The 23604-nt window shown below is 51.6% G+C and carries 23 protein-coding genes and 1 tRNA gene; 15 read left to right on the top strand and 9 right to left on the bottom strand.

Translation table 11 applies throughout. The annotated features are described in order from the left end of the window. Positions 1-25: 25 nt before the first annotated feature. Positions 26-107, bottom strand: a tRNA-Leu gene (locus tag GWC94_RS02665). 92 nt (positions 108-199) lie between these two features. Here GWC94_RS02665 and GWC94_RS02660 point away from each other — a divergent pair. The 3 genes from GWC94_RS02660 to GWC94_RS02650 all read left to right on the top strand — a co-directional run bounded on the left by GWC94_RS02660 (position 200) and on the right by GWC94_RS02650 (position 2681). Next, positions 200-1000, top strand: a complete 801-nt coding sequence (locus GWC94_RS02660) for a glycosyltransferase family 2 protein (RefSeq protein WP_161833439.1) — start codon at positions 200-202, stop codon at positions 998-1000. Positions 1001-1080: 80 nt separating this feature from the next. Next, a complete protein-coding gene (locus tag GWC94_RS02655) occupies positions 1081-1488 on the top strand; it encodes a response regulator (RefSeq protein ID WP_202628612.1) in 408 nt (135 codons plus the stop codon). After that, positions 1485-2681 carry a sugar transferase gene (locus GWC94_RS02650; RefSeq protein ID WP_202628611.1) on the top strand — a complete coding sequence of 399 codons (1197 nt, stop codon included), beginning with the start codon at positions 1485-1487 and terminating at the stop codon, positions 2679-2681. Before GWC94_RS02655 ends, GWC94_RS02650 begins: the two co-directional genes overlap by 4 nt. Positions 2682-2707: 26 nt before the next feature. Here the strand turns inward: GWC94_RS02650 and GWC94_RS02645 are convergent, their stop codons facing one another. The 6 genes from GWC94_RS02645 to porX all read right to left on the bottom strand — a co-directional run bounded on the left by GWC94_RS02645 (position 2708) and on the right by porX (position 9785). Further along, a complete protein-coding gene (locus tag GWC94_RS02645) occupies positions 2708-4630 on the bottom strand; it encodes a tetratricopeptide repeat-containing sensor histidine kinase (protein WP_161833438.1) in 1923 nt (640 codons plus the stop codon). A 101-nt stretch (positions 4631-4731) separates the two neighbouring features. Then, positions 4732-5874 (bottom strand): acyl-CoA dehydrogenase family protein, encoded by a 1143-nt coding sequence (locus GWC94_RS02640; RefSeq protein WP_161833437.1) that lies wholly within the window; start codon positions 5872-5874, stop codon positions 4732-4734. A 143-nt stretch (positions 5875-6017) separates the two neighbouring features. Continuing rightward, positions 6018-6908 (bottom strand): ComEA family DNA-binding protein, encoded by an 891-nt coding sequence (locus GWC94_RS02635; protein ID WP_161833436.1) that lies wholly within the window; start codon positions 6906-6908, stop codon positions 6018-6020. Positions 6909-6941: 33 nt separating this feature from the next. Further along, on the bottom strand, positions 6942-7718 hold the full coding sequence (locus GWC94_RS02630) for an MBL fold metallo-hydrolase (protein ID WP_317163415.1): 777 nt from the start codon (positions 7716-7718) through the stop codon (positions 6942-6944). 55 nt (positions 7719-7773) lie between these two features. After that, positions 7774-8046, bottom strand: a complete 273-nt coding sequence (locus tag GWC94_RS02625) for a hypothetical protein (RefSeq protein ID WP_161833435.1) — start codon at positions 8044-8046, stop codon at positions 7774-7776. A gap of 179 nt (positions 8047-8225) precedes the next feature. Continuing rightward, a complete protein-coding gene (gene porX, locus GWC94_RS02620) occupies positions 8226-9785 on the bottom strand; it encodes a T9SS response regulator signal transducer PorX (RefSeq protein ID WP_161833434.1) in 1560 nt (519 codons plus the stop codon). A 231-nt stretch (positions 9786-10016) separates the two neighbouring features. Between porX and GWC94_RS02615 the strand changes: the two genes are divergently transcribed. The 11 genes from GWC94_RS02615 (at position 10017) to GWC94_RS02565 (ending at position 19318) form a co-directional block, all read left to right on the top strand. Then, positions 10017-11231, top strand: a complete 1215-nt coding sequence (locus GWC94_RS02615; protein WP_161833433.1) for an HD domain-containing protein — start codon at positions 10017-10019, stop codon at positions 11229-11231. A 55-nt stretch (positions 11232-11286) separates the two neighbouring features. Beyond that, positions 11287-12339: a UDP-3-O-(3-hydroxymyristoyl)glucosamine N-acyltransferase gene (gene lpxD, locus GWC94_RS02610; RefSeq protein ID WP_161833432.1), complete on the top strand. Its 1053-nt coding sequence runs from the start codon at positions 11287-11289 to the stop codon at positions 12337-12339. 163 nt (positions 12340-12502) lie between these two features. Next, complete coding sequence (locus GWC94_RS02605; RefSeq protein WP_161833431.1) at positions 12503-13918, top strand: bifunctional UDP-3-O-[3-hydroxymyristoyl] N-acetylglucosamine deacetylase/3-hydroxyacyl-ACP dehydratase; 1416 nt, start codon at positions 12503-12505, stop codon at positions 13916-13918. A 40-nt stretch (positions 13919-13958) separates the two neighbouring features. Next, entirely contained in the window at positions 13959-14756 is a 798-nt protein-coding gene (gene lpxA / locus GWC94_RS02600; RefSeq protein WP_161833430.1) for an acyl-ACP--UDP-N-acetylglucosamine O-acyltransferase, read from the top strand. 18 nt (positions 14757-14774) lie between these two features. Further along, the gene (locus GWC94_RS02595; RefSeq protein ID WP_235918428.1) at positions 14775-15455 is read left to right on the top strand and encodes an ABC transporter ATP-binding protein; all 681 of its coding nucleotides are present in this window, start codon (positions 14775-14777) and stop codon (positions 15453-15455) included. Positions 15456-15550: 95 nt separating this feature from the next. Further along, positions 15551-16561: a 2-hydroxyacid dehydrogenase gene (locus tag GWC94_RS02590; RefSeq protein ID WP_161833429.1), complete on the top strand. Its 1011-nt coding sequence runs from the start codon at positions 15551-15553 to the stop codon at positions 16559-16561. Further along, positions 16558-16902 (top strand): TfoX/Sxy family protein, encoded by a 345-nt coding sequence (locus GWC94_RS02585; RefSeq protein WP_161833428.1) that lies wholly within the window; start codon positions 16558-16560, stop codon positions 16900-16902. Before GWC94_RS02590 ends, GWC94_RS02585 begins: the two co-directional genes overlap by 4 nt. 13 nt (positions 16903-16915) lie before the next feature. Then, positions 16916-17323, top strand: a complete 408-nt coding sequence (locus GWC94_RS02580) for a ribosomal maturation YjgA family protein (RefSeq protein ID WP_161833427.1) — start codon at positions 16916-16918, stop codon at positions 17321-17323. After that, positions 17310-17648 (top strand): MmcQ/YjbR family DNA-binding protein, encoded by a 339-nt coding sequence (locus tag GWC94_RS02575; protein WP_161833426.1) that lies wholly within the window; start codon positions 17310-17312, stop codon positions 17646-17648. Before GWC94_RS02580 ends, GWC94_RS02575 begins: the two co-directional genes overlap by 14 nt. After that, entirely contained in the window at positions 17645-18592 is a 948-nt protein-coding gene (locus GWC94_RS02570; protein WP_161833425.1) for a helix-turn-helix transcriptional regulator, read from the top strand. The genes GWC94_RS02575 and GWC94_RS02570 overlap by 4 nt, the downstream gene beginning before the upstream one ends. A 228-nt stretch (positions 18593-18820) precedes the next feature. Then, positions 18821-19318, top strand: coding sequence for a DinB family protein (locus GWC94_RS02565; RefSeq protein WP_161833424.1), 498 nt, complete (start codon positions 18821-18823; stop codon positions 19316-19318). 146 nt (positions 19319-19464) lie between these two features. Here GWC94_RS02565 and GWC94_RS02560 read toward each other — a convergent pair whose 3' ends face one another. Both GWC94_RS02560 and tsaE read right to left on the bottom strand, forming a co-directional pair. Then, a complete protein-coding gene (locus GWC94_RS02560; protein ID WP_161833423.1) occupies positions 19465-20676 on the bottom strand; it encodes an alanine dehydrogenase in 1212 nt (403 codons plus the stop codon). A 73-nt stretch (positions 20677-20749) separates the two neighbouring features. Next, on the bottom strand, positions 20750-21175 hold the full coding sequence (gene tsaE, locus GWC94_RS02555; protein ID WP_161833422.1) for a tRNA (adenosine(37)-N6)-threonylcarbamoyltransferase complex ATPase subunit type 1 TsaE: 426 nt from the start codon (positions 21173-21175) through the stop codon (positions 20750-20752). A 170-nt stretch (positions 21176-21345) separates the two neighbouring features. Here tsaE and GWC94_RS02550 point away from each other — a divergent pair, with 170 nt between their 5' ends. Next, complete coding sequence (locus GWC94_RS02550) at positions 21346-23550, top strand: heavy metal translocating P-type ATPase (RefSeq protein WP_161833421.1); 2205 nt, start codon at positions 21346-21348, stop codon at positions 23548-23550. Positions 23551-23604 lie beyond the last annotated feature (54 nt).

The raw sequence follows: 23604 nt of genomic DNA, 5'->3' as shown, positions 1-23604 counted from the left end.
ACCCGGTCGCTGACCGGGTATTTTGTGCGGATGATAGGAATCGAACCTACATGGGTCACCCCGCCAGATCCTAAGTCTGGTGCGTCTGCCAGTTTCGCCACATCCGCGCGAAAGGAGCGCAAATGTAGCGGATTTAGCGCTTCAGGCAAAAGGTTTTCAGACACGCAACCGGCAGATAAAATACCTATTTTAGCAATAAATGCGACCGATCCGTATTCCTCCCGATATCAACCGGTACTGGCTGCTTTCTTCCACAGATGCCGATGCGTGTCTTGAAACAAAAACACAATACCAGCGGCTGAATAAGGGAGAACCGGAAGTATCCGTTGTTATTCCCGCCTACAATGAAGAATCGAATATTGTCAAAACCCTTCTTTCGCTTGCCTCCAATACCACCGGGCGCAGCGTGGAGATCATTGTGGTGGACAACAATTCCAAAGACCGTACGGCCGAACTGATTCGGACCTGCGGCGTGGGTTATGTGCTTGAAACGGAGCAGGGCATTACACCGGCACGCAACAGGGGGTTGCGCGAGGCAAAGGGCAAATACATTTTAAATGCGGATGCAGACACCTTATACCCATCGCACTGGATCGAAGCCATGACGGCCCCGCTGGCCGGCAACCCGGACCTGGCACTTACCTATGGCAGGTTTTCTTTTATCCCCGTAGGCAGCACCGGCAGAAACACCTATTTCTTTTATGAATACATCACCGATATGGTAAGAACGGTGCACCGGCATATCAGGGAAGAAGCGGTGAATGTATACGGGTTCAACTCGGGTTTCAGAAGAGAACAGGGTTTGGCGGTAGACGGTTTCCACCACCCGCCCGGCACCAATGAAGATGGCTGGCTGGCGCTGAAACTGCGCAACAGGGGCTTTGGAAAACTGTTTTACGCAAGAGCGGCGCTTGTCTGGACAACCGACCGGCGCCTGCAAATAGACGGCGGTATCTGTAAGGCCGTGACCAAAAGAATAAAGCGTTTTTTTAGTCGTTAGATCAAAACTGCTGCGTATCTTTTGTGCGGGTTTGAGACACTGTGAAAGGGCCTAATTTTATCATTATAAAACCCATCAGTTTGGAAGATCAGGAAAAAAAATGGCGGATACTGGTAATGGACGACGAGGTATCGATGCAGACCATTTTGCGTCGATTCCTGGGGAAATTTTACCAGGTGCATGTATGCAGCCACGGACTGGAAGCCATGTCTTACCTGCAGGACGGTAATATTCCCGACGCCATTATATCTGATCTCAATACACCGCCTATGGGCGGACTGGAACTGCTTACGCAGATAAAGGCCAGCGATTTTTTTAATTCGATACCCGTTATCGTACTGTCCGCCGACGAGCGTTCGGAGATGCGTATCAAATGCCTGGAAGCGGGCGCTGACGATTATGTTGTCAAACCCTTTAATCCGCGCGAACTGGCGGCAAGACTTGCCGTGGTGTTGCGCCGTGTTGGAAAAGGAAACGATGATGAATGATGAGCGAACCAATCACACCCCCCGAACCGCTGATCGCCCTGGTTGGCCTGGATGAAAAAACGACAGAGCTTTTCAAACAGTGCAACCTGCATAACACCGGTCTGGTATTTTTTTCAACCGGTATGGATCTCGCCAATGAATGGAGCGCCGGTAACCTGCATATAGGCGTAGTGATCATCCAGAGCGAGATCGTTGCCCCCATGGGTATACCGCTGCTCAAAATGCTGCAGAAAAAAGGGCTGCCACCCGCGCAGTATATCCTGCTCTGCCACCAATGGACCAACGAAACGCGCGACCTGGCCCTGTCGGCAGGTGTGAGCGATGCATTCAGGTTTCCGCTTCGGAAAAGAAAACTGGAAACAAGGATCAATTTCCTGGTTGCCAACCACGATAAAATCATAAGACCGTATAAGGAAGATACCTCCCTGTTGTATAAAGTGCCGCTTGCCAAAAGGATTTTCGATATTTTCTTTGCAGGACTGGCCCTGCTGCTGCTGTCACCGGTTTTTCTGCTGGTGTATGTATTGATCAGGCTCGAGTCGAGGGGACCGGTTTTTTACTATTCCCTGCGGGTGGGAACAGGCTACCGTATTTTCCGTTTTTACAAGTTCCGGTCTATGTACGTTAATGCAGACCGGCGTTTGAAGGAATTCAAACACCTGAACCAGTACACCGGCGCGGAAGAAACGCCGCAGGAAACGCTTAACACCGAATTCCTGTGCGAGGAATGTAAGAAAACCGGCAATACCTGCCAGTTCACCATCTATGCAGACCGGGTTCGCTGGTGCGAGAAACAATATACCGGGTCCCGGAAGGCCAGGGAAGGATCGGCTTTCTTCAAACTAAAAGACGATCCGCGCATCACGAAAGTGGGCGGTTTTATCCGCAATACCAGTATTGACGAACTGCCGCAGTTATGGAATGTGATCATCGGGGATATGAGCATCGTGGGTAACCGGCCGCTGCCCCTGTACGAAGCCGAAAAACTGACCACCGATAAATATTCGCTGCGGTTTATGGCGCCGGCGGGTATCACGGGTCTGTGGCAGGTGGAAAAACGCGGCAAGGGTGAGATGAGCGAGGAAGAAAGACTGATGCTCGACAATGCCTATGCACGCAACCATGGGTTCTGGAAAGACATACAACTCATACTCAGAACCATCCCCGCTCTGTTTCAGAAGGAAAGCGTTTGAGGAACGGACTGCCCGTGGTATCCCGGTTATCCGTTATGCGGAAGCACGATGGTAAACTCGCTGCCTTTGCCCGGCTCGCTCTTCACCAGCAGTTCGCCGCCCTGTTTTGCAATCAGGTCGCGGCAAAGCATCAGCCCGAAACCGCTGCCTTTTTCGAATGAAGTACCCTTGGTGTTATAGTATACTTTGGCATTCACTTTTTCGATCGCTTCGCGCGTCATTCCGATCCCCGAATCGGCTATCACGATGCAAAGATTTTTCCCCTCAATCCTCGACCGTATCTCGATAAAACCGCCGGGATTGGTGAACTTAATGGCATTGCTGATCAGGTTACGGCAACAGATCCGGATCAGTTCCTTTTCGGCAACGATACTGATGTCGCGGTCAACCTCGTTGCGTAAAACGATCTCCTTTTTTTCCAGCGGCAGTCTTTGCTCGTCTTCCAGTGTTTTGATCAGGAGAAAAAGGTTCAGTTTCACTTTTTCATTCTGCTGGCCGTTCATCTGTCCCTTGATCCAGAACAGCAGGTTGTCCAGCAGCGAAGTGGTGCCTATATACTGGGTCTCCAGCTGCTGCAGCAGGCGTTCTGCCTCGTCTTTGGGCACCATGCCCTGGTTTACGAGGTTAAGAATGCCCTTGGTGTTCACAAGCGGCGTACGCAGGTCGTGCGAGATGATGGAAAGCAGTTTGTTCTTGGTCTTATTGTCTTCCTCCAGCAAGGCGTTCTGGTGTGATATTTCCTTGTTCAGCTGATCCAGCGATGCGGAATTCTTTTCGATGATCTCGTTCTTCTGTTTTAACTCCTTACCAAAGAACCGTTGCCGCTGGTAGTTCACCAGCGCCAGTACGGCCAGTACCGCAACGATGATAAGGATAAAGGTACCCACCGTAATCACCAGCAGCTGTTCCTGCTGAACCCTGCGGGCGGTATTGGCTTCTTTCTCTGCATTTACTTTCTGCAGGTCCTGGCTCTTGATCACATCAATGAAATTCAGCGCATACATCCGTTCGTTCTCTATCTGTATGCGGAAGATATTGAGCAGCGAGTCCTGCCACTGCGCCGTTTTGGCTGCAATACCCAGGGCGCGGTAAGTCTGAATGAGCTGCGTGGCCGCATCTTTCAGCAAATTATAGGCGGAGATCCGGTAGGCGTTGCGGTACGCTTCCATGGCCATGCCGATGGCCGAATCGTGGGAAAGCTGTTTTGAAAAAAGATGCGACAGTTCCAGCTGGTTCAGCGCAGCACCATACAGGTCGTGCGCTTTTTCATCGCACTGCAGCGCCATACGGAAATAATTTTCCGCGTCGGCGAGGTTACCACGCTGTTTTTCGAGCACCCCCCTGTTGTGAAGGGCTTTTTTTTCGCCGTAGGCATACCCGATCGCCCGGGCCATTGCCAGCGCTTCTGTAAAATATTTTTCGGCTTCCGGTAGTTTATTCAGCGCCAGGTTCAGCAGGCCCATGCTGTTCTTTGCGTTCACAATATCTTCCCGCTTGTTCATTTTGGTAAATACGGCCAGGGCTTCCTGGTATAGCCGCATGGCTTCCGCATAGCGTTTGTTGGCCTGGAGCGACCCTGCTATCTGCTGGCTTACAAAAGCGATATGAAACGTATCGGCAAGGTTCTGGAACAGTTGCAGGGATTTGTAATAGGTGGAAAGCGCTTTTTTGTCGTACCCGTTCTGGTAAAAGATACCGGCCTCGTACATATAGCTGATGCCCAGCCCCTTCAGGTAATTTACGCTGCCGGCGATATTCTGGGCCATCGATAAATTGCTCAATGCCCTGGGTACATCGAATCTTTTTTGTTTGAAAGCAAGTTCATTGAGCGAGTCTACGGTTCTGGTATCTGCAGAAGCGGGTTTATCAGCTGCCATCAGCGGAGAAAAAGCAAGTACGGTGTGGAAGATCAGCAGGAACGCCGGGTATAAGCGGTTAGGTCTGGTCACTGTCGTTTACAAATGGCGAAGGAAGATAATCAATAATACGGTACGGATAACGAAAAGCCCTCTTGCGAGGGCTTTTGACTATAAACAAGCAATCGAGAAGATCAGTGTTTGAGTACCTCCCGGGCGATCACGATTTTCTGGATCTCGGAAGTTCCTTCTCCAATAGTACACAATTTTGCATCACGATAGTATTTTTCTACCGGAAAATCTTTTGTATAGCCGTACCCGCCGAATACCTGTACCGCTTCCGTGGCCACTTTTACCGCTGTCTCGCTGGCATAATACTTGGCCATGGCCCCCTCTTTGGTTACTTTTTCATGGCGCTGCTTGCGGTCGCAACACTGCCATACCAGCAGGTCAGAAGCGGCTATCTCGGTGGCCATATCGGCCAGCTTGAAGCTGATACCCTGGAAGGTTGCGATCGCCTGACCAAACTGCTGGCGCTCCTGCGCATACTGCAGGGCCGCTTCGTAAGCGCCCTTGGCAATGCCGATGGCCAGCGCTGCAATGGATATTCTGCCGCCGTCCAATACGGCCATGGCCTGCCGAAAACCATCCCCTGTTTCTCCCAAACGGTTGCTGTCCGGTATCCGGCAGTTATCAAAGATCATTTCGGCCGTTTCGCTGGCCCGCATACCCAGTTTGTTTTCTTTTTTGCCACCCGAAAAACCCGCCGTTCCTCTTTCCACCACAAAGGCAGTGGCATTACCGCTTGTACGGGGTTCGCCGGTGCGGCAGATGACCACCGCCAGATCGCCGCTTTTGCCATGGGTGATCCAGTTTTTGGTGCCGTTTAAAATCCAGTCCGAACCGTCTTTTACCGCGGTGGTTTTCATATTGCCCGCATCGCTGCCGGTACCCGGTTCCGTTAAACCCCAGGCGCCCAGCCATTCGCCCCCGGCAAGCGCCGGCAGCCACTGCTGTTTCTGCGCTTCGCTGCCGAACATCAGGATATGGTTGGTGCAAAGCGAATTGTGCGCCGCCAGACTCAGTCCTATCGACCCGCATACCCTGGCTATTTCCTGGATGATGGCATTGTATTCAAAATACCCCAGTCCGGCCCCGCCATAGGCTTCGGGCACCAGCACGCCCATCAAACCCAGCTTACCCATCTCGCGGAACAGCCCGCGTGGAAACTCCTGGCGCTCGTCCCATTCCATTACATGTGGAAGAATATGCTGCCGCGCAAAATCGCGGGCGGTCTGGGCTACCTGCTGGGTTATTTCATCCGGACGAAAATCCATAGCGTTAAATTAAATAGACGGAGGCTGCCAAACAACAGGCAATCCATTGCAAGGCAACCTCCTTATAAAACAAACAACCGTTTGTTAGTGTATTGCACAAAAATAGGTCTTTTACCATCCCGGCCAAATCAATTTTGACATGATCAGAGCCGGCCGCGCAAAATTAACTTTTGCGCAATGCTGTCGGGCATCGGCACCAGCCCGGGTATCTCATTGAGCGATTGAAAAATGCCATGCGCTTCGCGATAGCGGACCAATGCATTGGCGATAGCATATGGCAGACCGAATTTGATTCGGAGCTCATAGGCGGATGCCGTGTTGATATTGACCGCCGGCATGCTTGAAGGGTTGAATAACAGGTGAGGACTGATCAGCGTAAAAAGCGAATCGCTAATGCCGTAGGTTTTCCGCACCTGCTCCACCGATGAAAAACCGCCTATGCGCTCGCGGAAGCGGGTGATGCGCGAAGCAAGCACATCCCCTATCCCGGGTAACACCTTCCAGGCCGCTTCTGTTGCCGTATTGATATCGATGGGTGAAAGTTTTGCCGCGGGTGCTGCCGGTGTCGCTGCGGGACGCTTATCTGCCTGCTGCTGCGGGCGATCGGCTATGCGCACATAGGGTTGTAACCGCTCCGCATCCTGCCTGCGCATGCCCCATATTTTCTGCAGGTCTTCCGGCTGGCGGAACCGCCCGCCTTTTTCGCGGTAACGAAGCAGGATTTGAACGGTTCTGGCGGGGATACCCAGTTTACGCCAGCCCTGTTCTTCCAGCGTATTCGGATCGAAATAGAAGGTTTCGGGTTTACGATCGTTTTCTGCAACCGCTTCCCCGTAACTGTCCGCAGTTTTTACGGTATCGTATTCGCTGCTGCCCGGGTCGGGGAACACCATGCTCTCCGGCTCAGGAATGGCCGGGGCCGGCCGGTAGCAGTAGGGCGCGGCAATAAAACCCGCCATAATCAGCAGCAGCAGCAATATAGCCGTCCGCTCCTTCTTACTGAAGTTGAAATATTCTTTCCATATTTTTCTCATACAGTACTTTTCAGGGTACCGTTTCAACAGGAGTTACAAACGAAGGGTCAGTCCATCCCAGGCAAGCCGGATATGCGCGGGTAATTCGCGGTTGATATCGGTATGTTTGCCCAGCTGGTGGCTGATATGGGTAAAATACACTTCGGGAACGGCGAGCTCGTTTGCCAGTTCGATTGCTTCGTCAAGGGTAAAATGAGAGATATGCGCTTCGCGGCGGAGCGCGTTCAGCACCAGTATTTTTGCGCCGCGTATCTTTTCTTTCTCTGTGTCTTCGATCCTGTTGGCATCGGTGATATACACAAAATCGCCAAACCGGAAACCCATTACGGGCAGTTTATGGTGTAATACCTGTATGGGCTGCACCGGTATATCGCCCACCATAAAAGGCGTGTCATCGATCATGATCATTTTCAGTTCGGGCACGCCGGGATATTTGTTCTCCATAAAAGCGTAGTAAAAATCCCTTCGCAGCGCTTCTTCGGTAAGTGCATTGGCATAAATACGCATTACCTGGTCGTTGATGAAATTGAATGCCCGCACATCGTCCATCCCCGCAATATGGTCTTTATGATGGTGTGTGTACACTACGCCATCCAGTTTGCGGGTATCTGTTCGCAGCATCTGGTAGCGGAAATCGGGTGTGGTATCCACCACAAGCGTGGTATGCGCGGAACTGACCAGGATGCTGCTGCGCAGCCTTTTGTCGTGGGTATCGGCAGATGCGCATACCGGGCAGGGACAGGCGATCATGGGTATTCCCGTGCTGGTTCCGGTGCCTAAAAAAGTTATGGTAAGGGGTGGTGCGCTCACGATTCAAATCTAAATCAATTCCGTAACCGCGGAACAGGTATTTGCCGCAAGTGTATCAGGCCTCGGTAGCCGTTTTTTTGATCACCTCCTCGTACAGCTTCTGCGATTCCAGCGTAAGCCGGTCGAAATCGATGCTGAGCTGCGGAATAATTTCCAGCAGCGTATTGATCCGTCCTTCCACACTGAGAAATTTATTCAGCACCACCACACGTCTTGCTTCCAGCAGGCACCAGCCGCTCTGGAAAGTGCCTCTTTCATACCGTACGGTGTAATCGGATTCGCCCAGGATATTGCCCAACTTATCGAGTGTAGTCTGTGTATACTTCATAACGCACAATTGACATTAATCCTTACAAAAATAAAGCCGCCCGGGTGGATGGGGACGGGCAGTTATCCACAGGGGGAGAAGTTGGGGAAATGGCTGCATTGTTATATGGCTATACGGTTAGCGGCGCACAATCGGGCGGTTCAACCATACAGCCATATAACGCAAGTTTTCAACCAACCCTACCCCTTCGATACCATCTTAATGATCGGCACAATCATTTCCTCCAGGCTGATGCCTCCGTGCTGGAAGGTGTTGCGGTAGTAGTTAACATAGTGGTTATAGTTGTTCGGGTAGCAGAGAAAGTCATCGTCTTTGGCAAAAATAAACGAGGAGTTCACATTGGGTACGGGCAGCCCGGCCTCCTTGGGGTCCTTGAACGCCAGCACCTCTTTCGGATCGAAATTGAGGTTCCGGCCGTGCTTGTATCGAAGATTGGTGGTGGTTTGTTTGTCGCCGATTACCTTACGCGGCGTATTTACCCTGACACTGCCATGGTCGGTGGCCAGTATCACTTTCACTTTTTTCTCGGCGATCTTTTTCAGTGCCTGGTGCAGGGGACTGTGCTCAAACCAGCTTTTGGTAAGCGAGCGGTAGCTGGTTTCGTCGCTGGCCAGCTCTTTCAGCACTTCCATCTCGGTGCGGGCATGACTGAGCATATCCACAAAATTGTATACAATGATGTTAAGATCGTTCTGCAAAAGATTGTGTACGTTGGCAACCAGCTGCTGCCCGTCGTTGTGATGGAGGATCTTGTTGTAACTGAAACGGGTGTCTTCCTTACGCAACCGTTTCAGCTGTGCGCGGAAAAAATCTTCTTCGTACAGGTTCTTGCCTCCCTCCTCGTCGTCGTTCTTCCACTGCTGCGGAAACTGTTTTTCGATGTCAACCGGCATCAATCCCGCAAAAATGGCATTGCGGCAGTACTGGGTGGCGGTGGGAAGGATGGAATAAAACGTCTCCTCCTCCTGTATGCGGAAGCTTTCGGCAAAAATGGGTTGTATCGCCTTCCACTGGTCGTAGCGCAGGTTATCGATCAGCAGAAAGAAAACAGGTATGCCTTTTTCCACATGCGGCAATACCTTGAAGCGGAACAGCTGGTGACTCATGATGGGTGCATCTGCGGCCTTGGGATCGACCCAGGAAGCATAGTTTCTGGAAATATATTTGCAGAATTCGGTGTTGGCCTCCTGCTTCTGCGTCTGGAAAACCTCCCGCATTTCGGGGCTGTCGCTTTTCTCCATCTCCAGTTCCCAGTACACGAGTTTTTTGTACAGCTCCATCCATTCGTTGTGATCGGGATTGCTGTTCAGCGCCATAAACAGTTCCCGGAACTGCTGCTGGTAGGCCGATGTGGTTTTTTCCGCCACCAGGCGCTTGTTATCGATGATCTTTTTCAGGCTCAGCAGTACCTGGTTGGGGTTTACCGGCTTGATCAGGTAATCGGCTATCTGGCTGCCGATGGCTTCATCCATCAGGTTTTCCGTTTCGTTCTTGGTAACCAGGATCACCGGCAGCTGGCTGTACTGTTCCTTGATGCGCGCCAGCGTTTCCAGCCCGGTAATTCCCGGCATGCTTTCATCGATCAGCATCACGTCAACCAGGTTATCCTTTACATACTCGATGGCATCAAAGCCATTGGTAAGCGTTTCCACTGCATAACCCTTGTGTTCGAGAAACAGCTTCTGCGATTGCAGGCTTTCAATTTCATCGTCAACCCATAAAATCTTAGCTACGGCCATTGGTGCTGGTTTAGTTTTTCCGGTTCGGCATTCAATAAGATGAACTGTGTAGCTTTGGCTGCGATAGGCGGTAATTTAACAGCCGTTGCCGGCTTTTGGGTTACGAAGATAAATCCTGGTTGGTTTGTTTTCTATTTTTGCCGCACATACCAGACCCTGCAGGATACCAAAGCTAATGGCCAAAAGCCAACCGCTTGCCGTACAGGATCAATTTAACATCTCAACAACAGCATGGCACCGAATAAAAGAAAAATCATCAACGACCCGGTACACGGTTTTATCACCGTCAGCCACCCGGTCATTTTTTCCATCATCGAACACCCGTATTACCAGCGGCTGCGCCGCATCCAGCAGATGGCGATGGCGCAGCTGGTGTATCCCGGCGCCGTTCATACCAGGCTGCTGCATTCGCTGGGTGCCTACCACCTGATGGGCTGCGCGATCGCTGAACTGAGGGGAAAAGGTGTTGAGATCACCCAGGAGGAAGAAACCGCCGTAAAAGCCGGCATACTGCTGCACGATATCGGCCACGGTCCTTTTTCGCATGCGCTGGAAGAAGTATTGGTGGAAGGCGTTCACCACGAGCAGTTATCGCTGCAGCTGATGCGTAAACTGAACAACGACCTCAACGGCCAGCTCGACCTGGCCATACGGATCTTCACCAACGAGTACCACAAACCCTTTCTTCACCAGCTGATCAGCGGGCAGCTGGATGTGGACAGGATGGACTACCTGAGCCGCGACAGTTTTTTTTCCGGCGTATCGGAAGGGGTAATCGGTTACGACCGTATCCTGAAAATGCTGGTGGTGCACAACGGCGAGCTGATGGTGGAAGAAAAAGGCATTTACAGCGTTGAGAAATTCCTTGTGGCGCGAAGACAGATGTACTGGCAGGTGTACCTCCACAAAACCGTGCTCGCTGCCGAACGCATGCTGGTGAAAATACTCGAAAGGGTGCGTGAAATCCACAGCGCACAGGATAAACACCTGGTTACCCTTACCGGGCTCGATTTTTTCCTCGGCGATTTTGACGGCCATATGAACGAAGCGGTACTGGAGAAATTCTGTTCGATAGACGATCATGATGTGATGCACGCCGTAAAGCACTGGACCCGGCACCCGGACAAGATATTGTCGCTGCTATGCAACCGTTTTCTGCAGCGGCGCCTGTATAAAGCAAGGCTGCAGTCGGAACCCTTTCCCGATGCCGCTTTGGAGAAGTATAGAAAAGAAGCGATGGAAAAATTCGGCGTCAGCGCAAAAGAGGTGCATTATTTCTGTTTTACCGGTGAGGCCACCAATACACTTTATAAAACAAAGGACGAAAGCATAAACATACTGTTCCGCGACGGCAGCGTAAAAGACATAGCCGGTATCGAGAACGCGCTCATCGATCAAAATCTTTCGGCACAGGTTAAAAAATTCTACATTTGTCTGCTGACATGACCTGGCCCGGTACGGGCAAACACAAACAGATTCCCAAATACAAACCATCCAGCCAATGCAGTTTACCGCCGCACAAATAGCGATGATGATCAACGGGAAGATCGAAGGCGACCCAACCGGCGCAGTTGCCAGTTTTGGCAAGATAGAAGAGGCGCAACCGGGGCAGATCTCCTTTCTGGCCAATCCCAAATACGAAGAATACCTGTATACAAGCGGCGCATCGGTTATCATCATCAACGAAAACCTGGTTTTGAAGCAGGCTGTCAAAGCAACCCTTATCCGCGTGGCGGATGCCTATACTGCCTTTGCCACCCTGTTAACCCGGTACCAGGAGCTGCAGACCCAGCAGCTGAGCGGCATACAGCAGCCGAGTTATGTCGCTTCCACCGCCACCATCGGGGAGAATGTGTTTATCGGCGCATTTGCCTATGTGGGCGAACAGACGCGGATCGGCAATAATGTAAAGATTTTTCCCGGCGTTGTCATCGGCAATAATGTAACCGTTGCCGACAATACCCTGTTGCATGCCGGGGTAAAAGTGTACCAGGACTGTGTGATCGGCAAACAGGTGACCATACATGCCGGCGCAGTAATTGGCAGTGACGGTTTTGGCTTTGCACCAAAAGCCGACGGCAGTTACCAGAAAGTACCGCAGATAGGCAATGTGGTGATAGAAGACGGCGTGGAGATAGGGGCCAATACCACCATTGACCGGGCCACGATGGGCTCAACGGTGATACGCGCCGGTGTAAAACTGGATAACCTGATCCAGATCGCCCATAACGTGGAGATCGGTTGCGATACCGTGATCGCTGCCCAGACCGGCATCAGCGGCAGCACCAAGATCGGGAAACAGGTGATGGTGGGCGGACAGGTAGGCATTGTAGGTCATATTCATATTGCCGACGGTACCCGGGTTGCCGCAAAAAGCGGGATATCCAAAACCATCCGCGAAACCCATAAATCCTTTGCCGGTTCTCCCGCGCAGGAAGCCACTGTTTCCCTGCGTACACAGGCCATTGCCCGCAATCTTCCCGAACTGGAAAAAAGGGTGCAGGAACTGGAAAAACAACTGGCAGAATTACTCAATAGCCGGTTATCATCCTGATAACCAATCGACTGTATTTTAGTTACCGGCGGCAGCCGGTAAGGCAGTAATGGCTGCATACGGCCGTTTCAATGGCAATAAAACGCTATATAACTGCACGAAATCTTATTTTTGCCGGATAGAATCGCCGGACGACAGCAGGCATGCTCATTAAATTCAGAGAATGGACACGAATTTCAATCCCGACAAACAACATACGCTTAACAGTCCCATCAGCATCAGCGGTACAGGTTTACACACAGGTATACTGGTTGATATGACCCTTCGCCCGGCCAATCCGGGGTTTGGCATCCAGTTCCAGCGCGTGGATCTGCCCAATCAGCCCGTTATCAAGGCCGATTGCGACCTGGTAACCGATACCAGCCGCGGTACCACGCTGCAGCTGGGCGATGCCAAGGTAAGCACGGTGGAACATGTGCTGGCGGCACTGGTGGGAATGGGCGTAGACAATGTGCTGATAGAACTGAACGGCCCGGAAATACCCATCATGGACGGCAGCTCCGCACCTTTTATCAGCCTGATAGAAGAATCCGGCGTAGTGGAACAGGATGCGGCAAAAGCCTGGTACAGCATTGATGAGAACATCTATCATTACGATGAAGTGAAACGGGTGGAAATGGTGGCGCTGCCTTCTATCGACTACCAGATCACCACCCTTATCGATTTCAACAGCCCGGTACTGGGAACCCAGCATGCCGGTCTGAAAACCATCAAGGATTTTAAAACAGAGATCGCGCCCTGCCGCACCTTCTGTTTTCTGCATGAGCTGGAGATGCTGCTCGACAACGACCTGATCAAAGGCGGTGATATCAACAACGCGATCGTGGTGGTTGACAAAGCGGTCACCGATTCGGAAATGTCGCGTCTTGCCAAAGTATTCAAACGCGACAGGATCGAAGTCAAAAGCGAGGGGTACCTCAACAACCTGGAGCTCCGTTTCCCCAATGAGCCCGCCCGCCACAAACTGCTGGATGTGGTTGGCGACCTGGCGCTGATCGGGTATCCCATCAAAGCACGCATCATTGCCAACCGCCCGGGTCACAGCACCAATGTGGAATTTGCGAAAAAAATCAAACAGTATATCAAAAAAAACCGCCATGTAAAGGATGTGCCCATTTATGATCCTTCCATGCCGCCGGTATACTCGCTCGAGAAAATAGAGAAAACATTACCGCACCGCCATCCTTTTCTGCTGGTTGACAAGATCATTGAACTCACGGATTCCTATATCGTGGGCATCAAGAACGTAACCTATAATGAATGGTTCTTCCCCGGGCATTTTCCCGGCAATCCGGTAATGCCCGGTGTATTGCAGATAGAAGCGCTGGCGCAGACCGGCGGCATTCTCTGCATCAATTCGATGCCCGAAGGACAGTACGACACCTATTTTCTCAAGATCGACAACTGTAAATTCAAACAGATGGTAAAGCCCGGCGATACCATGGTGCTGAAAATGGAGTTTACCGGGCCGATCCGCCGCGGCATCTGCGAAATGAGGGGCACGGTATATGTAGGCGGTAAAGTGGCCACCGAAGCCGACCTGGTGGCGCAGATAGTGAAAAGACAGACCGCCAAATAACAACGATCCATTGACCTTTGATAACTAATTTTCGATTTTCATGACCCATCCATACACCTATATCGATCCCAATGCGCGCATTGCACCCAATGTCAAGATCGATCCGTTTACCGTGATACACGGCGATGTTCAGATAGGCGAAGGAACCTGGATCAGCAGCAATGTAACGATCATGGACGGCACACGCATTGGCAAGAACAGCCGCGTGTTTCCCGGAGCCGTGCTTGGCGCCATTCCGCAGGACCTGAAATTCAATGGGGAAAAAACAACGGTGGAGATCGGCGACAACACCACCATCCGCGAGTTCGTGACCATCAACCGCGGCACCAGCGACAGGCTCAAAACAAAAGTGGGCAGCAACTGCATGATCATGGCCTACAGCCATATCGCTCACGACTGTATCATCGGCGACAACTGCGTACTGAGCAACAGCGTACAGCTGGCCGGTCATGTAACCATGGGCGACTGGGCCTGGATAGCCGGCGTAAGCGCCGTGCACCAGTTCGTGAACATAGGCCAGCATGCCTATATTGCCGGAGGCAGCCTGGTGAGTAAGGATGTACCGCCTTTTATCAAAGCGGTCCGCAACCCGCTCAGCTATGGCGGTGTTAACAGCATCGGTCTGAAAAGAAGGGGATTTGAACTCGAAAAGATCAACCATATCCTCGATATCTACCGAGTGATCTTTAACAAAGGACTGAATACAACGCAGGCACTTGAATTTATTGAAGAAGAAGTGACCGCAAGCGACGAACGTGATGAGATCGTGACCTTTATACGCGAAAGCGGCAGGGGCATCATCAAAAAATACGTAAAAGGCGCCATGGAAGAGGATTAATCACCAGCCAAGACCTTCATGAGCGCACCCGATCTTCATACCATTCCTGCCCCGACAAACGAAAAAGAACTGACGATTACCCTGGCAGATGCCGGCAAGCGGTTCAACCGCGACTGGATATTCCGCCGGGTGGATTACCGTTTTATACCCGGTACCTCCTACGCCATCACCGGTCCGAACGGAAGCGGCAAAAGCACCCTGCTGCAGGCCATTGCAGGCAGCCTGCTGCTGAACGAAGGAAGCATCAGCTATGCACAGCAGCAGCGCGGTGTTTCAACCGGCATAGACAGCGAGCAGGTATACCTCAGCATGGCACTTGCGGCACCTTACCTGGAACTGATTGAAGAAATGACGGCAAGAGAACTGCTCCGCTTCCACCATCATTTCAAGCCGCTGGTGGCTTCCTTATCGGTTGATGAAATGCTCGATCTGGTTGAACTGGGCAAAGCCGCCGACAAACAGATACGCTATTACAGCAGCGGCATGAAACAGCGGGTAAAACTGGCGCAGGCCGTTTTCTCGGATACACCCGTATTGCTGCTCGACGAGCCCTGTACCAACCTCGACGCCGCAGGCTACGCGCTTTACCACAGGCTGATAAAAACCTATTGCCGGCACAAACTGATCGTGGTCAGCAGCAACGATACCGCGGAAATGGAATTCTGCGAACAGCGGATATCGATCCTCGATTACAAATAACACCGGCTATATTCACCGGTTCGGGTTGCCGGCCGTCCCTGCCCTTTCCCATCCACTGCCATTATGTGTATTTTTAGTGAGGCAACCACTATACCATGAAAATTGCATTTTTCAGCACCAAGAGCTACGACAGATATTTTTTTGAACGTTACAACGCTTCGTTCAACCATACACTCTGTTTTTACGAAGCACAGCTGAACCCCGATACGGCGCCGCTTGCCGAGGGTTTCGATGCGGTTTGTGTGTTCGTGAACGACCAGCTGACCAGGGCAACGCTTTCCATTCTCTCCCGGAAAGGCGTACGGCTCGTTGCCCTGCGTTGCGCGGGATTCAACAATATTGACCTGGCTGCCGCGCGGGAAACAGGCATACGAGTGGTGCGTGTTCCGGCCTATTCGCCACATGCCATAGCCGAGCATGCCGTAGCCCTGGCCCTTACCCTGAACCGGAAAACCCATAAGGCCTATAACCGGGTGCGTGAAAACAATTTCTCGCTCGAGAAACTGATCGGCTTTGACCTCTGGCAGAAAACCGTGGGTGTAATCGGCACGGGACAGATCGGCGCTGCATTCTGCGCCATCATGCTCGGGTTCGGCTGCAGGGTAATTGCGTACGACAGCTTTCCATCGCCGAAACTGGCCGACAGGGGCGTTGAATACACGTCACTCGATACGCTCTTCCAAAGATCGGATATCCTATCACTGCACTGCCCGCTGACACCCGACACCAGGCACCTGATCAACAAAGAATCGTTTTCGCGGATGAAAAAAGGCGTGATGCTGATCAATACCAGCCGCGGCGCGGTAATCGATACCAAAGATGCCATAGACGCATTGAAAACAGGACAGCTGGGTTACCTGGGGATGGATGTATATGAACAGGAAGAAAATCTTTTTTTCCGGGACCTTTCGGAAAGCATTATCGAAGACGACATCATCGCCCGGCTGATGAGTTTTCCGAATGTACTCGTTACTGCCCACCAGGGATTCTTTACCAACGAAGCTTTTGAACAGATCGCAACCATTACCTTGCAGAACATAAGCACCGTGGAAAAAGGAGCCGACTGCGGCAACGAAGTGCCTTATCAGCCAAACCCTTCCCTATGACCAACCACCCGCAACTTGCCGACAGGGTAAGAGAACTCATCTCCCAGACACATAAAAATGTGGAAGAGAAAAAAATGTTTGGCGGCATCTGCTTTATGGTGAACGATAAAATGTGCGTGGGCGTAAGACCGGAAAGACTGATGGTACGCTTCGACCCCGTTTTACATGATGAACTGCTCGAAAAAGAAGGCGTGACCGAAATGGATTTGGGCGGCAGAACCATGAAAGGGTATGCCTTCGTAGATGCCCGTGTACTGAACACCGCTAAACAACTGGCTTACTGGATAGCCCTTGCGCTGGCCTATAACCGGTTTGCCAAAGCTTCAAAGAAACACAAATAACCACCCTGCCATCATGCTTCGTTTTCATAAAACATATGGCCTCCTGGCATTGGTATTGTTCGTTGTGGAAGTGCTGATAGCGACATACATACACGATGCCATTATCCGTCCTTACGTAGGAGACGTGCTGGTGGTGATACTGATCTATTGTTTTGTGCGCTGTTTTACCAGTTTTGGCATTGTTGCTACGGCAACAGGCAGTTTACTGTTTGCCTTCCTGATCGAAACACTGCAGTACCTGCGGATCGTAGAGCGGCTGGGACTCGCCGGTTCAAGGATAGCGAACATCGTTATCGGCAACTCGTTTGCATGGATGGATATGGCCGCCTATATGGCCGGAACCATCCTTGTGCTGGTAACGGAAAGAATAGTAAGAAAAAAAGACCGCTACGTTAAAAACAATCCATATGGTATCGATTGACCGCTTCCGGAAAATGGCACTGGCCTTCCCCGACACGGACGAGCACCCGCATTTTCAGCGACAGGCATTCAGGGTGAGGCAAAGAATATTTGCCACAATCAGCAGCGCAGACCATATTGCCATGTTATTGTTATCCCCCGCGGAGCAATCTGTTTACTGCGATTTTGCACCCGGTATATTTTATCCCGTGCCCGGTACCTGGGGTAAAAAAGGCAGCACTTTCGTAAACCTGAAGAAAGTGCCGGCAGCAGTTGCCGCCGAGGCGCTGGCAGCGGCCTATGCACATACGGCGGCCAAATACCCACCTAAAAAGAAAAGACCATGAACCGTATCGACAGGATGGCGGCCATACTGATACAATTGCAATCCAAACGCGTGGTAAAGGCACAGGAAATCGCCGACAGGTTTTCGGTGAGCCTGCGAACCGTTTACCGCGATATCAGGGCGCTTGATGAATCGGGCGTACCCATTATCGGCGAAGCGGGAACAGGTTATTCCATCATGGAAGGATACCGGCTTCCGCCCGTTATGTTTACCAAAGAAGAAGCAACGGCGCTGCTGACAGCGGAAAAACTGGTGGGTAAGCTTACAGACACCGCAACGCGGGAAGTATACCAGGCTGCCATGTTCAAGATCAAATCGGTGCTGCGTATGACGGAAAAAGACCACCTCGAAAACATGGACCGGCATATTGAAGTGGTGGAAGTTCCCGCTTATTCCAAAACAAAAACAGAGAATGCCTACATACAGCAAATCCTCAAAGCGATTGCAGGAAAACTGGTGCTCAACATCGATTATTTTGCAGAGCATAACCAGGAAATCACCAACCGCAACGCAGAACCCGTTGGCATTTACCTGATGGGGCGGTACTGGTACCTGATTGCCTACTGCCACCTGCGGAAAGACTACCGCACCTTCAAGATCGACAATATCCGTTACCTCTCTGTTACCAGCATCCCTTATGATACCCCGCACCCGGCATTACAGTCCTTCCTGAAAAAAGTCTGCGAGGAACAGGAACTGCATGCCATCACCATCCTCGTGGAAAAAGAGGTCATGAAATGGCTCGGCGAACAAAAATTCTACCACGGGTTTCTGTCCCAGAAAGACAGGGGCAAGCAGGTGGAGCTCAGGTTTCTCTCCGCCTCCCTTTCCGGCTTCGCCCGCTGGTTCATGCTCTACGGCGAAATGGCCGAGATCATCGAACCCTATGAACTGAACAACCTGGTCAGGAAAAACATCGAAAACCTTGCGGGGAGGCTGAAGTGATGGCCGTGAGACGGCAGAGGTCATACGTGCGTTATCGCGAGTTGGCGTGAGTTGTTTTTTTTGTGGGGCAATCGCTGGTTTACAGCCAACTCCCCCAACACACTCAAAACCCTGCGACTCACGTCTGACGTCTCACGATAACTCACGAAAAAATTTTTTTCCCCCTGCTGACATAACGCTGTCACTACCCGGTGGTTTCTTTGGGTTCTAAACCAAAAAAATACCGTTATGTCACAGATGAAACAATTCCTGAAAGAGCTCGAAAAAGAGTCTGCCGTCAGCCGTAAAATGCTGTCGATCGTGCCCAATGACAAGTTCGACTGGCAGCCGCACCCAAAAAGTATGACAATCCGCCGGCTGGCGGTGCATATCGCTGAACTTCCGTTGTGGATCGATATGGTACTGACCACCGGCGAGCTGGATTTTGCGGCCAATCCCTACACCCCGGCCCCGGTAAACAATACCAAAGAACTGGTGGCCTATTTTGAAAAAAGTCTGCAGACAGGCCGCGAAGCGCTGCAGAACGGCAGTGAGGCCAGCCTGGCCGAACTATGGACCCTGCGCAATGGAGATGAGGTATACAGCAAAGAACCCAAATCCGATGTGATCAGAATGACCCTTAACCAGATCACCCACCACCGGGCCCAGTTAGGTGTTTTTCTCCGCCTCCTGGACGTTCCCATACCCGGAAGCTATGGGCCGAGTGCGGATGAGATGAGTTTCTAAATTTGAAAATTCGGGAATTTGACAATTTGAAAATAAATGGCTGTATGGCTGCATTGTTACATTGCTGTAAACAATAACGCCAGTAAGCCATACAACAATGGCTCTTCCATTTTCAAATTGTCAAATCCTCAAATTTTCAAATTAACCTACCTCCTGCTCGCAATCAACAGATTCAGATCGGTGTATTTCAGGTCGAAGCGCTGGCTGATGTAAAAATCGGTCAGCGCGCCCCTGAACATGTATACGCCTTCGCGCAGGTTTACATTGTGCCAGACCATTTCTTCGAGACCGCCCTCATCGCTGATCTCGAGGAGCAGCGGCATCAGTACATTGCTGATGGACTGGCTTGCGGTACGTGCAAAACCGCTGGGTATATTGGGTACGCAGTAATGGATCACTTCGTGTTTGAGAAAAGTGGGATCTTCGTGACTGGTGAGTTCGCTGGTTTCAAAACATCCGCCGCGGTCGATGGCGACATCGATGATGATGCTTCCGGGGCGCATGGCCGCCACCATCTCTTCCGTAACCACTACGGGCGCGCGGCCATATTCGTTGCTCAATGCACCCACCGCCACTTCGCAGGTCTTTAACTGCTTGGCCAGTATACGGGGCTCGAGAACGCTTGTCCAGATACGCTGGCCAAGGTTATTCTGCAACTGTTTCAGCCGGTACACATTGTTATCAAAAACCTTTACCGATGCACCCAGTGCAAGCGCGTTTCTTGTGGCGAATTCGCCAACAATACCCGCGCCGATGATAACGACTTTTGTGGGAGGTATTCCGCTGATACCCCCCAGCAGTACGCCTTTGCCCTTGTTAAAACTGCTCAGGTACTGACCGGCTATCAGCATCACCGCGCTGCCCGCTATCTCGCTCATGCTGCGCACGATGGGATAGCTGCCGCTGTCGTCTTTGAAATTCTCAAAGCTCAACGCGGTGATCCTTTTTTCCATCATCCGCTCTATGTACTCTTTTTTCAGCGCGGAAAGATGAATGGGCGAAATGATGGTCTGGTTCAGCTGCAGTAAAGGCATGTCTTCTTCAACCGGTGGCGCACTTTTAACCAGTATCGGGCATTTGAATATTTCGGCGCGGTCGTAAACAATGGAAGCCCCGGCTTCTGCGTAGTCCTTATCGGAAAAATGACTGGCATCCCCCGCATGGTGCTCCACCGTTACCCTGTTGCCATTGGCCACCAGCACCCCCACCGCATCCGGCGTAAGCGCTATCCTGTTCTCCTGGAACGCGATCTCCTTGGGAATACCGATATGCAGTTTAGTTCCCTGCGGTTTTACATCCAGGGTTTCTTCCAGGGTTTCGTAGGTGATCGAGGGACTTATGGACGGTTTTGCAGCCATGAGGGTAAAATTAATTGAATAGTTGATAGGTTGATGCGTTATCGTCTACGGCTTCATATCCCATATTTGCATTTCACTCCGCTTCCTCCTCCCCTGTCACAATCCTTCTCGTATGCTCATCCAGCGATTCCATGCGGATATGGAAGGTATCGTCGGGCAAAAGTGCCGCCGCTTTATCGGGCCATTCAACCAGGCAGCGGTTGCCACTCAGCAGGCAGTCCTCCACGCCTGCATTAACCGCTTCTTCTTCGTCTTTCAGCCGATACCAGTCCATATGAAAAATCGTACCCGCTTCGGCGCTGCTGTATTCGTTGATGATGGCAAATGTAGGACTGCTGATGGCGGTGGTTACGCCAAGTTCCTGGCACAGCGCATGGATAAATGTTGTTTTCCCCGTTCCCATACCGGCATGAAAAGCCCATATCCTGTGTTTCTTTCCCTCCTTCCACAGGGCTTTTACCACGTACCGGATCTGTTCCAGTCCAAAGATTGCATCCATGTGGCAAAGATAACCGGCCCGATCCAACCCTTTTGAAACCATGCTGTATTTATTAACCGCAATTCGAAAAGTACAGGCCGGGGAATCGGGGTAATTTTGTCCGCTGGTTAACCGGAACCGGTATAACAAATGACGGCGCCTGAACCGGCACACCGCCCAACGAACCCACCATGGAAAAAGTGAATTGGAAAATACAGGGAATGAGCTGCACCAATTGTGCACTTACGATAGACAAATACCTGCAGCAAAAAGGTATGCAGGATGTAAAAGTGAATTTTATCGGCGGCAATGTAAGTTTTGACCTGCCCGCGGATCATGCCGCGCATGAAATTGCCGAGGGAATTGAAAGCCTGGGCTATCAGGTGGTGGGGCATTCGCACGGGCATGGACATGAGCACGGTTCTGGACAAAAACTTTTCAAAAACCATTTCCAGCGTTTTCTTTTCTGCGCCGTTTTTACCCTGCCGCTGATGCTGCATATGGTACCCGGCCTGCATAGCCACCTGTTGATGAACCCCTATGTACAGCTGGCGCTTACCGTGCCGGTGTTTATCGTGGGTATGGATTTTTTCGGCCGCAGCGCATGGAAGAGCCTGACAAAAGGAATTCCCAACATGAACGTACTCATTGCGCTCGGCGCCGTTGCCGCTTTCGGGTACAGTTTATACGGCACACTCACTGGCCAGGCCGAACAGTTCATGTTCTATGAAACCACCGCCACCATCCTCACCCTGGTGTTCCTCGGTAACTGGCTGGAGGATAAGTCTGTCGAAACCACCCAGTCCGCCTTGCGCAAACTGGCCGTAAGCCAGAAGGTAATGGCCAATATGATCGCGTACGACGAACAGCACCAGGAGCATATTTTTCCTGTTGAAAGCAGCAGCCTGAAAGTGGGCGATCTGCTGTTGATCAAAACAGGAGAAGTGGTACCGATGGATTGTAAGATACTCTGGGGACAGGCCAGCGTAAGCGAGGCGATCGTAAGCGGCGAAAGTATTCCGGTGGAAAGAAAGATGCACGACAGGCTGATCGGCGGCAGCACCGTGGTGGAGGGTACCATAAAAACATATGTTACCGCCGTAGGAGAAGATACCGTGCTGGCCAATATCCTGAAAATGGTGAGCGATGCACAGGCAGAAAAACCGCCCATACAGCAGCTCGCGGATAAGATCAGCGCCGTTTTCGTTCCTGTTGTCATCAGTATCGCGCTGCTTACCCTGCTCCTCAATTATTTTGCAGCCGGACATAATTTTACCGAAAGCCTGCTGAGAAGCATTGCGGTGCTGGTGATCGCCTGTCCCTGCGCCATGGGACTGGCAACACCCGCAGCCATTGCGGTGGGTCTTGGGCGCGCCGCCAGAAATGGCGTTCTTTTTAAAAACGCCAGGAGCCTGGAAGTATTCCGCAATATCAGGCAGGTGGTGTTCGACAAGACCGGTACGCTGACCACCGGCCTGTTCACGATCACCGATTTTGGTCTGTGGCAGGGGAATGATCCGCATGCATACGGCACCAATGTTACCGGAGTAACTGCCTATGCATTCCAACGCATCGTTTTTTCCCTCGAAAAATATTCCAGCCATCCTATCGGCAAAGCCATCGCCCGGAGCTGGAAGACAAAGGATGATATCCGCTGGGCGAAGATCGAAGAAGTAAAGGGACTGGGTATGAAAGCCCTCGATAAAGAAGGCAACGAATACCTTGCCACCTCTTATGCCGCGGCGGCGCGTTTGACGGATGACCGCTCGCACAATGTTTATATCCTCAAAAATAACCGGCTGCTCGGATGGGTGGATGTGGCCGATGAAATAAGACCGGAGGCAAAACAGGTAATCGCCATGCTGAAATCAGCAGGTATCAAAACCATCCTGCTCAGCGGTGACCAGAAACAGAAATGCGAACAGGTAGCCGCCGCGCTCGGCATAGAAGAGGTGATTGCGGAACAAACACCGCAGCAGAAGCTGGAAAAGATTGCCGCACTCAATAAAAACGCACCCGTTGCCATGGTAGGCGACGGCATCAACGATGCACCCGCACTGGCCCGGGCAACCGTGGGCGTATCATTAAGCGATGCCTCGCATATTGCCATGCAAAGCGCACAGGTGGTATTGATGAACCATGGACTGAAGAACCTGCCCCTGTCTCTCGGCCTCGGCAAGCACACCTATATCACCATTCGCCAAAACCTGTTCTGGGCCTTTGCCTACAATATCGTCGCCATACCCGTAGCCGCCCTCGGATTCCTCAGTCCCACGTTCGGCGCACTGGTAATGGGACTGAGCGATGTAGTGCTGGCGGTGAATTCGGTGAGGCTGAATTTTAAGAAAGTGGTGAGGGGGCGTGAGACGTCAGACCTGAGGCGTGAGTTGGCGTGAGCAGGGGGTGATGTGGAATGGGTTGATTAGGTATAAATACGCTATTGGGGTTTT

The organism is Sediminibacterium soli (genome assembly GCF_009939225.1).
Classification (GTDB): Bacteria; Bacteroidota; Bacteroidia; order Chitinophagales; family Chitinophagaceae; genus Sediminibacterium; species Sediminibacterium soli.
Note: the sequence above shows the minus strand (reverse complement) of the source record. Positions and strands in the feature narration are given on the sequence as shown.

What these genes read in the sequence shown, in the direction of transcription:
- GWC94_RS02660 (WP_161833439.1), top strand. Translation starts at nt 200, where the DNA reads ATGCGACCGATCCGTATTCCTCCCGATATCAACCGGTACTGGCTGCTT.
- GWC94_RS02575 (WP_161833426.1), top strand. Translation starts at nt 17,310, where the DNA reads ATGGTATCGATTGACCGCTTCCGGAAAATGGCACTGGCCTTCCCCGAC.
- GWC94_RS02605 (WP_161833431.1), top strand. Translation starts at nt 12,503, where the DNA reads ATGGACACGAATTTCAATCCCGACAAACAACATACGCTTAACAGTCCC.
- GWC94_RS02580 (WP_161833427.1), top strand. Translation starts at nt 16,916, where the DNA reads ATGCTTCGTTTTCATAAAACATATGGCCTCCTGGCATTGGTATTGTTC.
- lpxA (WP_161833430.1), top strand. Translation starts at nt 13,959, where the DNA reads ATGACCCATCCATACACCTATATCGATCCCAATGCGCGCATTGCACCC.
- GWC94_RS02625 (WP_161833435.1), bottom strand. Translation starts at nt 8,046, where the DNA reads ATGAAGTATACACAGACTACACTCGATAAGTTGGGCAATATCCTGGGC.
- GWC94_RS02585 (WP_161833428.1), top strand. Translation starts at nt 16,558, where the DNA reads ATGACCAACCACCCGCAACTTGCCGACAGGGTAAGAGAACTCATCTCC.
- GWC94_RS02590 (WP_161833429.1), top strand. Translation starts at nt 15,551, where the DNA reads ATGAAAATTGCATTTTTCAGCACCAAGAGCTACGACAGATATTTTTTT.
- GWC94_RS02635 (WP_161833436.1), bottom strand. Translation starts at nt 6,908, where the DNA reads ATGAGAAAAATATGGAAAGAATATTTCAACTTCAGTAAGAAGGAGCGG.
- GWC94_RS02640 (WP_161833437.1), bottom strand. Translation starts at nt 5,874, where the DNA reads ATGGATTTTCGTCCGGATGAAATAACCCAGCAGGTAGCCCAGACCGCC.
- GWC94_RS02550 (WP_161833421.1), top strand. Translation starts at nt 21,346, where the DNA reads ATGGAAAAAGTGAATTGGAAAATACAGGGAATGAGCTGCACCAATTGT.
- tsaE (WP_161833422.1), bottom strand. Translation starts at nt 21,175, where the DNA reads ATGGATGCAATCTTTGGACTGGAACAGATCCGGTACGTGGTAAAAGCC.
- GWC94_RS02570 (WP_161833425.1), top strand. Translation starts at nt 17,645, where the DNA reads ATGAACCGTATCGACAGGATGGCGGCCATACTGATACAATTGCAATCC.
- GWC94_RS02595 (WP_235918428.1), top strand. Translation starts at nt 14,775, where the DNA reads ATGAGCGCACCCGATCTTCATACCATTCCTGCCCCGACAAACGAAAAA.
- GWC94_RS02615 (WP_161833433.1), top strand. Translation starts at nt 10,017, where the DNA reads ATGGCACCGAATAAAAGAAAAATCATCAACGACCCGGTACACGGTTTT.
- lpxD (WP_161833432.1), top strand. Translation starts at nt 11,287, where the DNA reads ATGCAGTTTACCGCCGCACAAATAGCGATGATGATCAACGGGAAGATC.
- GWC94_RS02650 (WP_202628611.1), top strand. Translation starts at nt 1,485, where the DNA reads ATGATGAGCGAACCAATCACACCCCCCGAACCGCTGATCGCCCTGGTT.
- GWC94_RS02565 (WP_161833424.1), top strand. Translation starts at nt 18,821, where the DNA reads ATGTCACAGATGAAACAATTCCTGAAAGAGCTCGAAAAAGAGTCTGCC.
- porX (WP_161833434.1), bottom strand. Translation starts at nt 9,785, where the DNA reads ATGGCCGTAGCTAAGATTTTATGGGTTGACGATGAAATTGAAAGCCTG.
- GWC94_RS02560 (WP_161833423.1), bottom strand. Translation starts at nt 20,676, where the DNA reads ATGGCTGCAAAACCGTCCATAAGTCCCTCGATCACCTACGAAACCCTG.